Consider the following 15599-nt stretch of genomic DNA (forward strand, 5'->3'; position numbering starts at 1 on the left):
GCAACCCTCCCGGACCTGCCGTGCTGACCCCCGAACCGGACGCCGGTGAACTCCGCCGGCTCCGCCAGACGACCAGGGGGTGTTCGCCGCTGCACGAGGACCCGCAGAACGAGGCCCCGGGGCACGATCAGCCGCAGCACGAGGCCCCGCGGCACGAGAACCCGCGGCACGAGAACCCGCGGCACGAGGACGCCGCGGCACCGCGGGAGGATGCGGCCGCGCTGGGCGAGGTTTCCAACGCCTGGCTCATGGCGCGGGCGCGGGAACTCAGCGCCGTCGGCCAGTACAGCGACACGCAGGGGCAGTCCGAAGCGATCGGACAAGCCGACGGGCTGCTCGCGGAAGCCCGCCGCCGCGGCGAACCCCGCATGATCGCGCAGCTCCTGCGGCACTGCGCCGCCCTCCGCCTGTCCACCGCCGGCTGCCCGGCCAGCGCCGAACCCCTGCTCGACGAACTGCTCACGCACTCGCGGCGGCACGGGCTCGTGGTCTTCCAGGCCGACAGCCACGCCCTGCGCGGCCACCGCGCCCTGCTGACCGGGGCCGAGGACAGCGCGCTGACCGAAGTCGCCCGCGGGCTGGCCATGCTCGACGAGGACCCCGCCCCGGACCACGTCCTCGGGCTGCGCTCCTGGGAGCGGGTGCTCGCCACCGCCCTGGTGGACCTGGGGCTGGTGCTCACCCAGCTCGGCGTCTACGAGATGGCCGACGAGGTCATGTCGCGGGCGCACCAGCGCATCCGCGAAGGCGGCGGCCCGCACGAGATCGCGGTGCACCTGATCAACCGGTGCCGCATGCTGCTCGGGTGGGGACTGCGGCTCGAACGGGTCGGCCACTCCGAGGAGGCCGAACGCCGCTTCAACACCGCCGCGGCCATCGCGGACGCCGCCGAAGGGCCGTGGCACGAGTCGCTGTTCCCGCGGCTGGCGGAGCGGCCGGCGGCGGAGCAGATGCCGCCCCTCGGTGCCGCGCACGCCCTGGCCCGGCCCGCTGCCGAGCACATCTCCCGGCTGCGGGGGCTGCTCGAGCCGGAGCGCGCGATCCACCCGCGGGAGAGGATCACCACCACGATCGCGCTGTCCCGCTGCCTCGTGCGCGCCGGCCGCGAGGACGAGGCGGGCGAGCTGCTGGCCCGGGTGCGCGGCGAGCTGACCGCGGACGCTTCCGATCCCACCCTGGGGCTCGCGCTCACCCGCGAGTACACGTGGCTGACCGCCCCCGCATCCGATGCGACGGACTCCGCGCTGCGCAGTTACGCCGCCGAGCTGGAGAACGAGCTGTGGGCGATGCGCCAGGCCCGGGTGTCCACGCTGCTGACGCGGCTGGAGAACGCGCGGCTGAGCAACAAGCACGACGCGATCACGCGCCAGGCCCTGCAGGACTCGCTGACCGGGCTGAACAACCGGCGCGCTCTCGACGAGCGCCTCGAGCAGCTGCACGCCTGCCCCACCGCGCAGCCGCTGGTGGTGGCGCTGGTGGACCTGGACGGGTTCAAGGAGGTCAACGACCGCTCCTCGCACGCCGAGGGCGACGACGCGCTGCGCGCCATCGCCGACACGCTGCGGAACACGCTGCGCGCGGACGACTTCGTCGCGCGCTACGGCGGGGACGAGTTCGTCATCCTCCTTCCGGGGGTCGCGCTCGATGCCGCGGAATCGGCGCTGCGGCGCACCGTCCACGCGGTGGGCCGACTGCCCGCCGGAGTCGCGCGGGGGGTGACGCTGTCCATCGGGGCCGTCTCCGCCCGCCCCGAGGAATCGCCGGTGCGCACGCTCGCGCGCGCCGACGAAGCCATGTACCGGGCCAAGCGCGCGGGCGGCAACGGCGTGCACGTCTGCGAACCGGCCGCGGAGACCGGCCGGCTGGACGGGCAGCACCGCTGGATCCCACCGGATCCGCTCACCTGATCCGCCCCGCGCTGTTGCCGGCGGCCCGCGCTGTTGCCAGTGGCCCGCGCTGTTGCCGGCGGCCCGGGCTCGAGCGGCGGATTCCGGACTCCGCGGGCACCACCCGGCGGGCGGACAGTGGGATTCGCGACACCTCCCGCCGCGCGCGACCGGTGGCGGGCGCGCCCGCGGCCTGCGCGGCCGGAGCGCGGGCGGAGCGCGGTCCGGCGGCGCGGCGCCGGTGCTGCCGCCCCGCTGCGGATCGCGAGCTGGAAACCGCAGCTCGAACCCCTCGCGGCACAACCGCGCGAGGAGGCTGAGCAGGTATCGTCGAGTCGGCACCACGGCAATCGCACGCCCTCGGAGCGTGGAGGGCCCGTGCGATCCGCGGCCGCGCATCCCGGTTACCCTTCACCCACTTGGTGGCAACGACCGGGTGACCGCGCGGTCGCTGCGCGGGCGTTGGCACGCGCCCGGGAAGGCACGCGATCGCCGGTGCGTCGACGATCACGGTGTCGATACCACGGGTCGACATCGCGGGGTCGACATCGCGGCGAGCTCGGGCCTGGTGCCGCCAAGGCAGTCTCGAGAGACCAAGGGAGAGCGCCGATGCTCGAGGGCGAAGCCGCCCAGCCCGCTTCCCCCGACGGTTCCGCCGGATCCGATTCGTCGGATTCCGTGCAGGCCATCGTGCTCGCAGCGGGGGAAGGCACGCGAATGCGCTCCGCGACGCCGAAAGTGCTGCACCGCCTGGCCGGCCGCCCCCTCGTGGAGCACTCCGTCCGCGCTGCCGCGGGCATCGACCCGCGCGAGCTCGCCGTGGTCGTCGGCCACGGCCGCGACGCGGTGACTCCGCACCTGGACGAGCTGTCCACCTCGCTCGACCGCCCGATCAGCACGGCGGTGCAGCAGCAGCAGCTCGGCACCGGGCACGCCGTCGCCCGCGGCCTCGACGCGCTCGACGAGACGTCCGGCACCGTCCTGGTGACCTACGGCGACGTGCCGCTGTTGGACAGCACGACCATGCGCGGCCTGCTCGAGGAACACCGCGACTCCGGCAACGCGGTCACCGTGCTCTCGGCCGTCGTCGCCGAACCCACGGGCTACGGCCGCCTGCTGCGCGACGCGCACGGCGTCGTCACCGGCATCGTCGAGCAGAAGGACGCCACCGACGCGCAGGCGGAGATCACCGAGATCAACTCCGGCGTGTACGCCTTCGACGCGTCCGTCCTGCGCGACGCGCTGGCACGGCTGTCCACCGACAACGCCCAGGGCGAGTGGTACCTCACCGACGTGCTGGCGATCGCCCGCGGCGCGGGCCGCCGCGTCGGCGCGCTGGTCTGCTCCGACCCGTGGCTGGTGGAGGGCGTCAACGACCGCGTCCAGCTGGCGAACCTCGGCGCGGAACTGAACCGCCGCCTCGTCGAGTCCTGGATGCGCAGCGGCGTCACCGTCACCGACCCCTCCAGCGTGTGGCTGGACTGCGATGTCGTGCTCGACCGCGACGTCCTGCTCGAACCGGGGGTGCAGCTGCGCGCCGGCACCACCGTCGGCGAAGGCGCCACCATCGGCCCGGACACCACGCTCACCGCCTGCACCGTGCACGCGGACGCCTCGGTCGTGCGCTCGCACGGCGAGCGGGCCGAGGTCGGCCCGGAAGCCCAGGCCGGTCCCTTCGCCTACCTGCGCTCGGGCACGCAACTGCACGCGCGGGCGAAAGCGGGCTCGTTCGTGGAGACGAAGAACGCCGACATCGGCACCGCGACGAAGGTCCCGCACCTGAGCTACGTCGGTGATGCCACCATCGGCGAACACAGCAACATCGGGGCTGCCACCGTCTTCGTCAACTACGACGGGGTGAACAAGAACCGGACCGTGGTCGGCTCCCACGCCCGCACCGGTGCCGACAACATGTTCGTCGCACCGGTCGAGATCGGCGACGGTTCCTACACCGCCGCCGGCTCGGTGATCACGGAGGACGTCCCCCCGGGCGCCATGGCGGTGGCGCGCGGGAGGCAACGCAACATCGAAGGCTGGGTGGCCAAGCGCCGCCCGGGCACCGCCGCCGACCAGGCCGCACAACGGGCCCTGGGCAATGCAGAAACCATCCACCAATCCGACGAGTGACGGCAATGACGCACGTCAACGGGGAGGGACGATGACCGTGAGTGCCATGTCCGCGACACCCAAGAAGAGCCTCAAGCTCTTCTCCGGGAGCAGCCACCCGGAGCTGGCCGAGGAGGTGGCCAAGCAGCTCGACGTGACGGTCACGCCCCAGGCTGCCTACCAGTTCGCCAACGGCGAGATCTTCGTCCGCTACGACGAGTCCGTGCGCGGCTGCGACGCGTTCGTGATCCAGTCGCACACGCACCCGCTCAACGACGCCATCATGGAACAGCTGATCATGGTGGACGCGCTCAAGCGCGGTAGTGCCAAGCGCATCACCGTGGTCATGCCGTTCTACGGCTACGCCCGCCAGGACAAGAAGCACAAGGGCCGCGAGCCGATCTCGGCGCGCCTGATGGCTGACCTGTTCAAGACCGCCGGTGCCGACCGCCTGGTCACCGTCGATCTGCACACCGACCAGATCCAGGGCTTCTTCGACGGCCCGGTGGACCACATGTTCGCGCAGAAGCTGCTGGCGAACTACATCCGCGAGACTTACCCGGACGAGCGGATCACCGTCGTCTCCCCGGATTCGGGCCGCGTGCGCGTCGCGGAGAAGTGGGCCGACGACCTCGGCGGCACGCCGCTGGCGTTCATCCACAAAACGCGCGATCCGCTCAGGCCGAACGAGGTCGTCGCCAACCGCGTGGTCGGCGACGTGGAGAACCGGCTGTGCGTGGTGGTCGACGACATGATCGACACCGGCGGCACCATCACCAAGGCCACCAAGCAGCTGCTGGAGAGCGGGGCCAAGGACGTCATCATCGCCTCCACGCACCCGGTGCTGTCCGGGCCGGCCACGGAACGGCTGTCCAGCTGCGGTGCGCGCGAGGTAGTGGTGACGAACACGCTGCCGATCCCCGAGGAGAAGAAGTTCGACACGCTGACCGTGCTGTCGATCGCTCCGCTGCTGGCCCGCACGATCCAGGAGGTCTTCGAGGACGGCTCGGTGACGAGCCTCTTCGACGGCGACGCGTGAGGCGTGCGCGTGCTCCGAGCACGAGGGCCTGGTCCGCACCTCGCAGGGCGCGGGCCAGGCCCTCGTGCTGTGCCGGGCCGTTCCCGCCTGATACTGGCCCGCCGCACCGCGCAGGTAGCCTCTCCCTCCGGCAACGGAACCGAGGCACCCTCGCGGAGCGGAGATGGCTGGGCTGGAGATGGCCGGGTGGGAGATCGCCGGGCTGGAACTGCCCGTCCTCGCGGCGCTGGCCCTGCTCGGGCTCGCCGGCGGCATCGGCATCACGGCGCTCGGCCCGGGCGGAGTGCTGCCCACGATCGGACTGTTCGCGCTGACCGACCTCTCGCCCACGGTGGTGGCGGGCACGGCGATCGTCACGCACGTCGCCACCGGCCTGCTCGCCACCGGCGCCTACGCGCGTTCCGGTGAACTGCGCGAACCGGCGACACTGCGGCTCGCCGGCCTGATCGCCGCCACCGCGGTGGTGGGCACACCCCTCGGCGTGCAGCTGAACACGCTCGTGTCCGCCCGCGCCTTCGGGGTGCTGCTGGCCGTGCTCCTCGTGCTCGTGGCCGCGCTGGTCCGCTACCGCGACCGCAGGGCGCCCGATGGCGGGACGCCCGACGGCGGCAGCACCCGCCCGCCTGCGACACCGAGCGTGCTGGCGCTGGGCCTCGGCGTGTCGGTGGCGAGCGGCGTCCTCGGCATCGGCGGCCCCATGCTGGCCGTGCCGCTGCTCATCGCCGCCTCCGTACCCGTGCTCTCCGCGCTGGCCGCGGCCCAGGCGCAGTCCATCGTGATCGCCACGGCGGGCTCGGTCGGCTACCTCGCGCACGGCGGGATCGACTGGGGACTGGCCGCGCTCGTCGGTGTCCCCGAACTCGCGGGCGTGCTCATCGGCTGGGTGGTGGCGCGGAAGCTGCCCACCCGCGTGCTCAAGCACGCCCTGGTCCTCGCCCTGCTCGTCGTGGCGCCCTACCTCGCCCTGCACGGGTGACCAGTGGTTTTCCACGAGCCACCCGCGCTCGCTACGTGAACTGCTCGATGATCTGGATGACGCCGACGAGCACGAACAGCACCACGCACAGCACCAGCATCGTGTTGGACAACCACCGCGAGCGGTGCGCCGCGGGCATGTGCACGGGTTTGTTCAGCAGCCACAGCAGCGTCCCCGCCAAGAACGGCATGAACAGCGCGCCGAGCACGCCGTAGATGATGACCAGCTGGAACGGTTTGCCCCACAACAGCAGCAGCATCGGCGGGAAGGTCAGCCACAGCACGTACAACCGGAACGGCCAGCTGCGCGTGCCCGCCTTGGCGCTGTACTCCTGCGTCGTTTCCTGCGGCGCCTCCCGCGGCATCCGCCACGTCCGCCACCAGTCGGCGAACAGCATGCTCACGCCGTTCCACACGCCGATCAGCGAGCTGAAGGACACGGCGAAGAACCCGACGAGGAAGATCACCCGCGCCCACTGCCCGTACTCCGCGCCGAGCGTTTCGCCCAGCACGAGCAGCCCCTCGTCGCTGTCGGTGATGCCCTGGCCGAGCATCAGCTCGGCACCGACGACGAGCATCGCCACGGAGAAGATGCCGGTGGTGACGTAGCCGACGGCGTTGTCCAGACGCATGAACGGGATCCACTTGGGCGCGGCCCACCCCTTGGCCAGCGTCCAGTACCCGTAGGCCGCCATGGTGATCGTGCCGCCGACACCGCCCATGAGACCGAGCACGTAGGCCACCGAACCCGGCGGGACGCGCGGCACGAGCCCGGAGGCCAGGCCGGACAGGTGCGGTGCGGTGAGCACGGCCGCGCCGACGACGGTCACGAACATCACGCCGACGAGCACGGTGATCAGGCGCTCGACCAGGCGGTACCGGCCGAACCACACGAGCACCAGCCCGAGCAGGCCGCACAGCACGGCCCACGCGGACACCGGAAGCCCCGGCACCAGCGCGTTGAGCGGCAGCGCGGAGGCGGACATGGCCGTGGCGCCGTAGATCACGCCCCAGATGACGATGTAGACGCCGAAGAACGTCACCGCCCAGCGGCCGAGGGTGCGCCATCCGGCGAGCATCGTCCGGCCGGAGCCCATGTGCCAGCGCGCGACCGCCTCGGCCAGCGCGAGTTTGAACACGGCGCCGAGCACCACGGCCCACAGCAGCGCGTAGCCGAAGCGCGATCCGGCGATCATGTTCGCGACCAGGTCCCCGGCTCCCACCCCGGTGGCCGCGGCCACGAGTCCCGGTCCGATCTGCTTCGCCCGCGCGAGTCCGCCCGCGGGCGGCTCCGGCCCGCTGCCGGGTCCGGGGTTCTGTTCAGCCTTCGCATCTGCCATGGCGGGCAACGTAGTAGCCGCGCGCGGCGCTGACCCGGACGCGCGACCAAAACTTGACTTTCTGCCCGTCCCGGAAGGCGGGGACCCCCTCCTGTCGCGTGCCCGCGGGTTCCTGCTGCGCGGCCGCCTGCCGGGAGGAGGGGCCTCGCGGACCCGCGCGCGAGTACCGCGACCGGCAACCTTTACACTGTGCGGGTTGCCTCGGCGAGGTCGGGCGCTGTGCCTGGCGTGATCGGCGCGGTGACGCGGGCGACGTCCGCAGCGGTCGGCACCGCTCCGCCACGTCGCCACCGCTCGTCCGTGCCGCGGTGCCACCCGCGGTTGGCACGGACCTGGTGGTCCCCGCGTCGTGCTCGCTCGTTGCGCGCCCCGCCGCCGCAGGCCGCCCCAACGTTCACCGACGTCCTGAGGAGTACCGCCGTGTCCGAGGTCCGCCTGCCCGCCGAACAGCGCACCGAGTTCGGCAAGGGTGCCGCCCGCCGCACCCGCCGCGCCGGCAAGATCCCCGCCGTGCTCTACGGGCACGGCACCGACCCGAAGCACCTGTCGCTGCCGTCCGTCGAGTTCGCCCGCGCGCTCCGGGAGAACGGTCAGAACGCCGTCCTGCGCCTGGACGTCGCCGGCGGCGGCACCGAGCTGGCGCTGACCAAGACGGTCAGCGCGCACCCGATCAAGTCCTACATCGAGCACGTCGACCTGCTCGTGATCAGGCGCGGCGAGAAGGTCACCGTCGAGGTCCCGGTCGCGGTCGCCGGCGAGGCCGCCGCGGGAACCCTGGTGAACCAGGAGATCACCGCGATCGAGGTCTCCGCCGAGGCGCTGCACATCCCCGAGCAGCTCGAGGTCTCCACCGAGGGGGCCGAGGCCGGTACGCAGATCACCGCGGCCGACGTGCCGCTGCCGAGCGGCGTCGAGCTGCAGAGCGCTCCGGAGGCGCTGGTCGTCAACGTCACCGAGGCCCCGACCGAGGCCGAGCTGACCGCCGAGGAAGGCATCGAGGAGACCGCCGAGGCCGGCTCCGAGGAGAGCTCCGAGGAAGGCGAGTCCGCCGAGTCCTGATAAGCCGGTGCGGCGCCGCCGCGCGGGCGGCGCCGCACCCCGCTCAACGTTCGCCGCAGCAGCCCGTGGAGTGCACCTCGTGACCGGTCCCCCCCGCCTGGTCGTCGGACTGGGCAACCCTGGCCCGCGCTACGCCGGCAATCGGCACAACATCGGATTCCTCGTCGCCGACGAGCTGGCCGAGCGCATGAGCGAGAAGTTCCGGGCGCACCGCAGCGGCGCCGAACTCGCCGAAGGTCACCTGGGCTCCACCCGCGCACTGCTGGCCAAGTCGCGGTCGCTGATGAACCTCTCCGGCGGCCCCGTCTCGGCCGTGGCGAAGTTCTTCAAGATCGAGCCGACGTCGATCGCGGTGATCCACGACGAACTGGACCTGCCGTTCGGCACCGTCCGGCTCAAGCAGGGCGGCGGCGAGAACGGGCACAACGGGCTGCGTTCGGTGAGCAAATCGCTCGGCACCCGCGACTACCTGCGCGTGCGGTTCGGCGTCGACCGGCCGAGCGGGCGCATGGACCCGGCCGACTACGTGCTGCGCGACTTCTCCACCACCGAGCGCAGGGAGCTCGGCTACTTCGTCGACCAGTGCGCCGACGCCGTCGAAGCGCTCGTCTCCGAGGGCCTCGAGGCGGCCCAGAACCGCTTCCACTGAGGCCCGCCGGGGAGAGCTCGAGAACGGCCGATCCAGCCCACCTCGAGCTCGGCACGATCCGGCGCTACATCACCGCCCTCGGCGCCACGCCGCTGCGCGGGCACTTGCACGCCATAACGCACGGGTCCACATTCGATCCACAACGCTGCGCACTGGTCTTGGTTGCAGGTGACAAAGCCGGTAACTGGAGAGGCTGGTACGAAGCCAACATCCCCGTAGCCGATCAACGCTTCGACGAACACCTGGCCGAGCAGAGGGAGGGCTGAACCGTGGGACGTTCGTGGAAAGACGTCAAGCAGGACAAGGAAGCTCAGGATCGAGCCCGTGGCCGGGATGTCGAAACCGCCCGCGAGCACGCCGCAACGCTGACCCAAGCCTACGTCCTGGGCGACCGCCTGGCCCAACTGCGCGAAACGAGGCACGTGAGCCAGGCTGAAATCGCCGAACGAATGGGAATCAGCCAGGCACGTGTGAGCAAGCTCGAGAACGGCGATCCAGCTCACCTCGAGCTCGGCACGATCCGGCGCTACATCACCGCCCTCGGCGCCACGCTGAAGCTCATCGCGGACTTCGAGGATCACGACGTCACGGTCTCGAGGAGCGAAGTCGACCGCTCCGCGGCTTGCGCGTAGTCCCCGCCGACTCGCGCGGCCGCGGAGGCCGCGCCACGGGCGAGGACACCATCCCCACCGCTACCCGCGTGCGCGCTCCCCGATCGCGTGCGGCACCACCGCTCACGCCCGCCGCGCCGCAGCCTCCTGCGGCACCAGCGCCACCGTCGCAGCCCGCTTGAGCTTGCCGGACGGGGTTTTCGGCAGGCCGCCGGCGGGCAGCACCACCACGGCCGACGGCCGCAGCCCGACCGCGTCCACCACGCGGGCCGCGACCTGCTTGCGCAGCTCGCCCTCGGCCTCCTCCGCACCGGCCGAGGCGGATTCGACGACCACGGCGAAGCGTTCCCGCCTGCTGCCCGCGTCCAGCCGCACCGCGGCCGCGTTGCCCGCGCGCACCCCCGAGACCTCGCAGGCGGCGCGTTCGATGTCCACCGGGTAGATGTTGCGGCCGCCCATGATGATCACGTCCTTGCGGCGTCCGCAGATGACCACCTGGCCATCCACCAGGTAGCCCTCGTCGCCGGTGTCCAACCAACCCTCGACGTCCTGCGTGGGAGCGAACCCGTCGACGGTCACGTAACCGGGGCTGACCGCCCCGCCGCGCACGCGCAGCCGCCCGACCTCCCGCTCGCCCAGCCGCGTGCCCGCGTCGTCGACGACCTCCACTTCCAACCCGGGAAGCGGCTCGCCGAGCAGGACGAAGTGCCGCACCTCCGAGCCCCCGGCGGACGTGGGAACGGCGCGGCCCTCGCGTTCCAACGCGTCCGCGTCCACCGCGTCCACCTCCAGCCCCCGGTGCAGCGGGGCGAAGGACACCGCCAACGTCGCCTCGGCCAAGCCGAACGCGGCCACCATGCAGTCCGGGGGCAGTCCGAACGGCGCGCCCGCCTCGGTGAACGCGCGCACCGCGGACGGGTCGATCGGCTCGGCGCCGTTGAGCGTGAACCGCATCGAGGAGAGGTCGAAATCGCCCTCCTCGGCCCGCGCCATGCGGCGCCCGGTGATGGCGTAGGCGAAGTTCGGCGCGGCCGTGACGGTGCCGCGGTAGCGCGTGATCAGCTCCGGCCACAGCAGCGGCCGGGCGATGAAGTCGACCGGGGTGACCTTGACGGTCTCCATGCCCAGCGCCATCGGCACCGCCAGGCAGCCGACCATGCCCATGTCGTGGAACAGCGGCAGCCAGGAGACGACCACGTCGTGCGCGGGGTCGAGCTCGCCGGCCGCGGTGATCGCGCGCAGGTTCGCGTCGAGGTTGCCGTGGGTGATGCGCACCGCCTTCGGCTCGGCGGTGGAACCGCTGGTCAGTTGCAGCAGCGCGACGGCGTCCTCGGTCGTGTCGACCGGGGCGAGTTCGGGGTCCGCCGGCGTCTCGACGAGCTCGCCGAGCCGCTGGAAGGCGATGCCGTTGTCGGTGAGCACGTCGCCGAGCTCGTCGAACGGCGGGCCGAGCAGCACCACGCGAGCACCGATCATGCGCAGCACGCGGAGCGTGTCCTCGGCCCACTGGCCCAGGTCGGTGCGCGCGGTGGGCTGGTGCAGCATGGTGACGCTGCCGCCGCTGAGCCACACCGCCTGCACGGCGCAGGCGATCAGGGCGGGGTCGGCCGCGAGCACCGCGACCGCGTCGCCGGAGCCGACGGTGCCGCGCAGCGCGGTGGCCATGCCGCGGGCGCGGTCGTGCACCTCGCCCCAGCTGCGGCGGACCGGCTCGTCCGGCTCGCCCGTGACCAGCCCGCGGGCCGTGCCGTCGCCCGCGTCCGTGTTCTCCCGCGCCGCGGCGACCAGCGTGTCCACGAACCTGCTCATGTCCGGCAGCTTACGGCCGCTGTGACGCCCTGCACAGCCCCGCGGATCACCGCGTCGGCGGATCCCGGGCGGCGCAACCGGGGTGGAACCACGCACGCAGGGCACCCCGAGGGCGTTTCACCCCAGCTGGTCGGCCAGCTCGAGCCAGCGCCCCTCGACCTCGTCCTTTCGCTCTTGCAGGTCACGCCGCTTGGACTCCAGCTCCGACAGGCGATCCGGATCGGTGGCGGCCGCGGCGAGCTCCTCGTGCAGCTGCTGCTGCTGCTTGTCGAGCTTGTCCAGCTGCCGCTCGAGGCGGCCGAGCTCCTTGCGCGCGGCGTGCGCCTCGGCACCGCCCAGCCCGCCGCCTGCCGAACCCGCGGTGCCCCCGTTCTGAGCAGCCCCGTCCTGGGCGGCCCCGTCTTGGGCGGCACTGTTCCGGCCGGCGCCGTCGCGGGCCTGCCGCCCGATGCTGTTGTCCTCCGTGAGCAGCGACTCCCGCCGCTGCAGGTACTCGTCGATGCCGCCGGGCAGGTGGGTGATCGTGCCGTCGCCGAACAACGCGTGCACGCTGTCGCAGACCCGCTCGACCAGGTAGCGGTCGTGCGAGACGACGACGAGCGTGCCAGCCCAGCCGTCCAGCAGGTCCTCGAGCTGCTGCAGCGTGTCGATGTCCAGGTCGTTGGTCGGCTCGTCGAGCACGAGCACGTTCGGCTCGTCCATGAGCAGCCGCGCCAGCTGCAGCCGCCGCCGCTCCCCGCCGGAGAGGTCCTGCACCCGGGTCCACTGCCGGCCCTTGCCGAAGCCGAACCGCTCGGCCAACTGCGAGGCGGACAGTTCGTACTTGCCGAGCCGGACGCTGGTGGCCACCTTCTCGATCGCTTCGAGCACGCGCCAATGCTCGGGCAGGTCGTGCAGTTCCTGGGTCAGGTGGGCCGGCCGCACCGTCTTGCCCTGGACGCGCCGGCCCGCGTCCGGTTCGCGCGCCCCGGCGATCAGGTCGAGCAGCGTGGTCTTGCCGGACCCGTTGACGCCGACGAGGCCGATCCGGTCGCCCGGGCCGAGCCGCCAGGTCACGTCCTGCAGCAGCGCGCGGTCGTCCAGCCGCAGGTCGACGTTCTCCAGTTCCACCACCGTCTTGCCGAGCCGCTGCTTGGCGAAGGCGACCAGTTCCACCGTGTCGCGCGGCTCGGGGACGTCGGCGATGAGCGCTTCGGCCGCCTCGACGCGGAACTTCGGTTTCGTCGTGCGGGCCTTGGCGCCGCGCTGCAACCAGGCCAGCTCCTTGCGCGCGAGGTTGCGGCGCTTCTCCTCGGCCTGCTGGGCCAGTCGGGCGCGTTCCGCGCGGGCGTAGACCCAGTCGGCGTAGCCGCCCTCGTACTGCTCGACGCGGCCGTCGACGACCTCCCACGTGCGGTTGCAGACGGTGTCCAGGAACCAGCGGTCGTGGGTGACGACGATCAGCGACATGCGCCGGTTGAGCAGGTGCTCGGCGAGCCACCGCACGCCTTCCACGTCGAGGTGGTTGGTGGGCTCGTCGAGCACGATCAGGTCGAGGTCGGCCACGAGCGCGGCGGCGAGCGCCACGCGCCGCCGCTCACCACCGGAGAGGTTGTCCACGGCGGTTTCCAACCCGAGGCGGGTGATGCCGAGGCCGCCGAGCACGGAACGGACGTTGGCGTCCGCGGCCCACTCGTGCTCGGCCGTGTAGCCCTGCGGTTTGAGGACCACGTCGCGCACCGTCGCCCCGGCGGGCAGTTCGGTGCGCTGCGTGACCACGGCCGTGCGCAGGTCGCGGGCGTGGCTGACGCGTCCCTCGTCGGGCTCTTCGAGCCGGGACAGCACTTCGAGCAGCGTCGTCTTGCCGCCGCCGTTGAGTCCCACGACCCCGATGCGGTCGCCGGAGCTCACGCCGAGCGAGACGCCGTCGAGCAGCGGGCGCACGCCGTAGCTCTTGTGCACCGCCTCCAGATTGACGATATTCACCATCGGGGGTTCAACCGCTCCATCGACTTCGCGTTCCGGTGGGCACGCCCGCGCTTCGGCGCGCGGCGCACCCCGTGACAATCCGGCCCACCTGCGGTTTCGCGCAGCGTCGCAGGCGTCCGCACGGGCCCGCCCCGGCACAACGCCACCCTGCCCGCCACAGCATCCCGCACTCGTTCCGGTCGGGTGGTGGGACGGCTCACGCGTGCACTTGCGGGGGTGTCGGCCGGTCGGTGTGCTCCTCGGTGACGATCCGCGCCCCGGGCACGGGGCCTTGCGCCACACGCACGGTGCGGCACACGCCGGCGCCGGAGAGCTCGGCGGCCACGCGGACCGCCTCGTCCCCGTCCAGGCAGAGGAAGGCGCAGCTGGGACCGGAACCGGACACGATCCCCGCGAGAGCTCCCGACTGGACCCCGGCGCGCAGCGTGCGCCGCAGGCCGGGTCGCAACGACACAGCCGCCGACTGCAGGTCGTTGCCCAGCAGCAGTGCGAGCTGCCGCGGGTCGCCCGAAGCCAGCGCCTCCAGCAGCGGTTCCACGTCGCCGACCCGGTGCGGTTTGCTCTCCGCCCGCAGCCGGTCCAGTTCGCCGTACACCTCGGGGGTGCTCATGCCCTCGTCGTCCAGGGCGATGACCCAGTGGAACGGGTGCCGCGCCAGCACGGGCACGAGCCGTTCGCCGCGGCCGGTGCCGAGCGCGGTGCCGCCGTGCAGGGCGAACGGCACGTCGCTGCCGAGCGGTGCGGCGAGGTCGGACAGTTCGTCGCGGCCCAGTTCGAGCCGCCACAGCTGGTTCAGCGCCAGCAGCGCCGCCGCCGCGTCGGCGCTGCCGCCGGCCATGCCCCCGGCGACCGGGATGCCCTTGTGCACGGACAGCCGCACGCCCGGATCGTCCGGATCCCGTCCGGCGCGTTCGGCCACGACCCGCACTGCCTGCCAGGCGAGGTTGTCCGCGTCCGCGGGCACCACGTCGGCGCCCTCCCCGTGCACCTCGATGCCGGACTGCTCGGAGGCCACCACGGTGACCTGGTCGATCAGGGAGAGCGCCTGGAAGACGGTCACCAGTTCGTGGTAGCCGTCCGGGCGCGCGTCTCCCGCGGCCAGGTGCAGGTTCACTTTCGCTGGCACGCGGACGGTGATCGGCGTCGGAACCACGGAGAGCACACTCAAAGCGTACGTGTCTTCCCCGGGGCGGGGTCGACTCGCCTGGGCACGGCGCGGCGCGGGAGGGCCGGCGACGCGCGGTGCGCACCCGGCCCGGAGTTCCCGCTCCCGCGATCACGCGGCCGGTTCGACCGCCGCGCCCCACTCGTCGTTGATGAAGTCGGCGACCTGCTGCGAGGTCAGCAGCTCGGCGAGCTTGCGCACGCGCGGGTCGTCCTGCATCCGCGGGGTGCTGACCAACCCGTTGACGTACGGGTCGTTGGCCACGTCCTCCACCGCGATCGGATCGTTCAAGTTGGCCTTGATCGCGTAGTTGCCGTTGACCACGGCCGCTCCGGCGTCCGCGGTCGAGCGCGGCAGCTGGTCGGCGGCCAGGGGCTTCAGCTCGAGGTTCTTCGGGTTCTCCGCGACGTCGCGGACACCGGCCCCCTGCCCGGCGTCCGGTTTGAGCTGGAGCACGCCCTCGGCCTGCAGCAGCTTCAGCGCGCGGGCCTGGTTCGCCGGGTCGTTCGGCAGCGTGACGGTCGCGCCCCGGCCGAGGTCCTGCAGGTCGTCGACCTTCTCCGAGTGCACGCCGAGCGGCTCGCTGTGCACGTCGGTGACCCAGGCGAACTCGCCGCCGCGCTCGCCCTCGTACTTCTCCAGGAACGGCCTGTGCTGGTAGTAGTTCGCGTCGAGCTCGCCGTGCTGCAGCGCGTCGTTCGGGCGGTTGTAATCGTCGAACTGCTCGATCTCGAACTCGAGGCCGGCGTCCTCGGCGAGCTCGTCCTCGACGAACTCGAGGATCTCGGCGTGCGGGGTGGAGCTCGCGCCGATCTTCAGCGGTGCCTGCGGGTCCTCCTGCGCCGGAGTCCGACCCCCGCCGCAGGCCGCCAGCGCGAACACGGCGGCAACCAGCAACACGGCGAAACGCGTACGCATGATCAGTCCTTTCTGGACAGAATCGGGCACGCCCGCCCGCGCGGTGTCGGACGTGCGCTGCCCTCCCCGACCGG

Annotated in this window: 12 protein-coding genes; 7 read left to right on the forward strand and 5 right to left on the reverse strand. The window is 72.4% G+C overall.

The window, feature by feature from the left end; translation table 11 throughout:
* Positions 1 to 20 precede the first annotated feature (20 nt).
* The 4 genes from ACVGV2_RS17565 to ACVGV2_RS17580 all read left to right on the forward strand — a co-directional run bounded on the left by ACVGV2_RS17565 (position 21) and on the right by ACVGV2_RS17580 (position 6007).
* The gene (locus ACVGV2_RS17565; RefSeq protein WP_459163446.1) at positions 21 to 1907 is read left to right on the forward strand and encodes a sensor domain-containing diguanylate cyclase; all 1887 of its coding nucleotides are present in this window, start codon (positions 21 to 23) and stop codon (positions 1905 to 1907) included.
* Positions 1908 to 2495: 588 nt separating this feature from the next.
* Entirely contained in the window at positions 2496 to 4013 is a 1518-nt protein-coding gene (gene glmU, locus ACVGV2_RS17570; protein ID WP_459163447.1) for a bifunctional UDP-N-acetylglucosamine diphosphorylase/glucosamine-1-phosphate N-acetyltransferase GlmU, read from the forward strand.
* 46 nt (positions 4014 to 4059) lie between these two features.
* Complete coding sequence (locus ACVGV2_RS17575; RefSeq protein ID WP_459163448.1) at positions 4060 to 5031, forward strand: ribose-phosphate diphosphokinase; 972 nt, start codon at positions 4060 to 4062, stop codon at positions 5029 to 5031.
* Between the two features lie 163 nt (positions 5032 to 5194).
* Positions 5195 to 6007, forward strand: a complete 813-nt coding sequence (locus ACVGV2_RS17580) for a sulfite exporter TauE/SafE family protein (protein ID WP_459163449.1) — start codon at positions 5195 to 5197, stop codon at positions 6005 to 6007.
* 31 nt (positions 6008 to 6038) lie between these two features.
* On the opposite strand, the gene ACVGV2_RS17585 is transcribed toward ACVGV2_RS17580, so the two are convergent.
* The gene (locus tag ACVGV2_RS17585; protein ID WP_459163450.1) at positions 6039 to 7346 is read right to left on the reverse strand and encodes an Nramp family divalent metal transporter; all 1308 of its coding nucleotides are present in this window, start codon (positions 7344 to 7346) and stop codon (positions 6039 to 6041) included.
* A gap of 420 nt (positions 7347 to 7766) precedes the next feature.
* On the opposite strand from ACVGV2_RS17585, the gene ACVGV2_RS17590 reads away from it, so the two are divergent.
* The 3 genes from ACVGV2_RS17590 (at position 7767) to ACVGV2_RS17600 (ending at position 9686) form a co-directional block, all read left to right on the forward strand.
* Complete coding sequence (locus ACVGV2_RS17590; RefSeq protein ID WP_459163451.1) at positions 7767 to 8405, forward strand: 50S ribosomal protein L25/general stress protein Ctc; 639 nt, start codon at positions 7767 to 7769, stop codon at positions 8403 to 8405.
* A gap of 79 nt (positions 8406 to 8484) precedes the next feature.
* The gene (gene pth, locus ACVGV2_RS17595; RefSeq protein WP_459163452.1) at positions 8485 to 9054 is read left to right on the forward strand and encodes an aminoacyl-tRNA hydrolase; all 570 of its coding nucleotides are present in this window, start codon (positions 8485 to 8487) and stop codon (positions 9052 to 9054) included.
* A 269-nt stretch (positions 9055 to 9323) separates the two neighbouring features.
* Positions 9324 to 9686: a helix-turn-helix domain-containing protein gene (locus ACVGV2_RS17600; protein WP_459163453.1), complete on the forward strand. Its 363-nt coding sequence runs from the start codon at positions 9324 to 9326 to the stop codon at positions 9684 to 9686.
* A gap of 102 nt (positions 9687 to 9788) precedes the next feature.
* Here ACVGV2_RS17600 and ACVGV2_RS17605 read toward each other — a convergent pair whose 3' ends face one another.
* The 4 genes from ACVGV2_RS17605 to ACVGV2_RS17620 form a co-directional block, all read right to left on the reverse strand.
* The gene (locus tag ACVGV2_RS17605) at positions 9789 to 11474 is read right to left on the reverse strand and encodes a fatty acyl-AMP ligase (RefSeq protein ID WP_459163454.1); all 1686 of its coding nucleotides are present in this window, start codon (positions 11472 to 11474) and stop codon (positions 9789 to 9791) included.
* A gap of 117 nt (positions 11475 to 11591) precedes the next feature.
* Complete coding sequence (locus ACVGV2_RS17610) at positions 11592 to 13442, reverse strand: ABC-F family ATP-binding cassette domain-containing protein (protein WP_459163455.1); 1851 nt, start codon at positions 13440 to 13442, stop codon at positions 11592 to 11594.
* Positions 13443 to 13638: 196 nt separating this feature from the next.
* Positions 13639 to 14595: a 4-(cytidine 5'-diphospho)-2-C-methyl-D-erythritol kinase gene (locus ACVGV2_RS17615; protein ID WP_459166043.1), complete on the reverse strand. Its 957-nt coding sequence runs from the start codon at positions 14593 to 14595 to the stop codon at positions 13639 to 13641.
* Between the two features lie 123 nt (positions 14596 to 14718).
* Complete coding sequence (locus ACVGV2_RS17620; RefSeq protein WP_459163456.1) at positions 14719 to 15525, reverse strand: MetQ/NlpA family ABC transporter substrate-binding protein; 807 nt, start codon at positions 15523 to 15525, stop codon at positions 14719 to 14721.
* Positions 15526 to 15599 lie beyond the last annotated feature (74 nt).

Source organism: Bounagaea algeriensis (assembly GCF_054491375.1).

Excerpts from the sequence above, each read along its gene's own strand:
- ACVGV2_RS17575 (WP_459163448.1), top strand. The coding sequence starts at position 4,060 with ATGTCCGCGACACCCAAGAAGAGCCTCAAGCTCTTCTCCGGGAGCAGC.
- glmU (WP_459163447.1), top strand. The coding sequence starts at position 2,496 with ATGCTCGAGGGCGAAGCCGCCCAGCCCGCTTCCCCCGACGGTTCCGCC.
- ACVGV2_RS17605 (WP_459163454.1), bottom strand. The coding sequence starts at position 11,474 with ATGAGCAGGTTCGTGGACACGCTGGTCGCCGCGGCGCGGGAGAACACG.
- ACVGV2_RS17580 (WP_459163449.1), top strand. The coding sequence starts at position 5,195 with ATGGCTGGGCTGGAGATGGCCGGGTGGGAGATCGCCGGGCTGGAACTG.
- ACVGV2_RS17585 (WP_459163450.1), bottom strand. The coding sequence starts at position 7,346 with ATGGCAGATGCGAAGGCTGAACAGAACCCCGGACCCGGCAGCGGGCCG.
- ACVGV2_RS17620 (WP_459163456.1), bottom strand. The coding sequence starts at position 15,525 with ATGCGTACGCGTTTCGCCGTGTTGCTGGTTGCCGCCGTGTTCGCGCTG.
- ACVGV2_RS17610 (WP_459163455.1), bottom strand. The coding sequence starts at position 13,442 with ATGGTGAATATCGTCAATCTGGAGGCGGTGCACAAGAGCTACGGCGTG.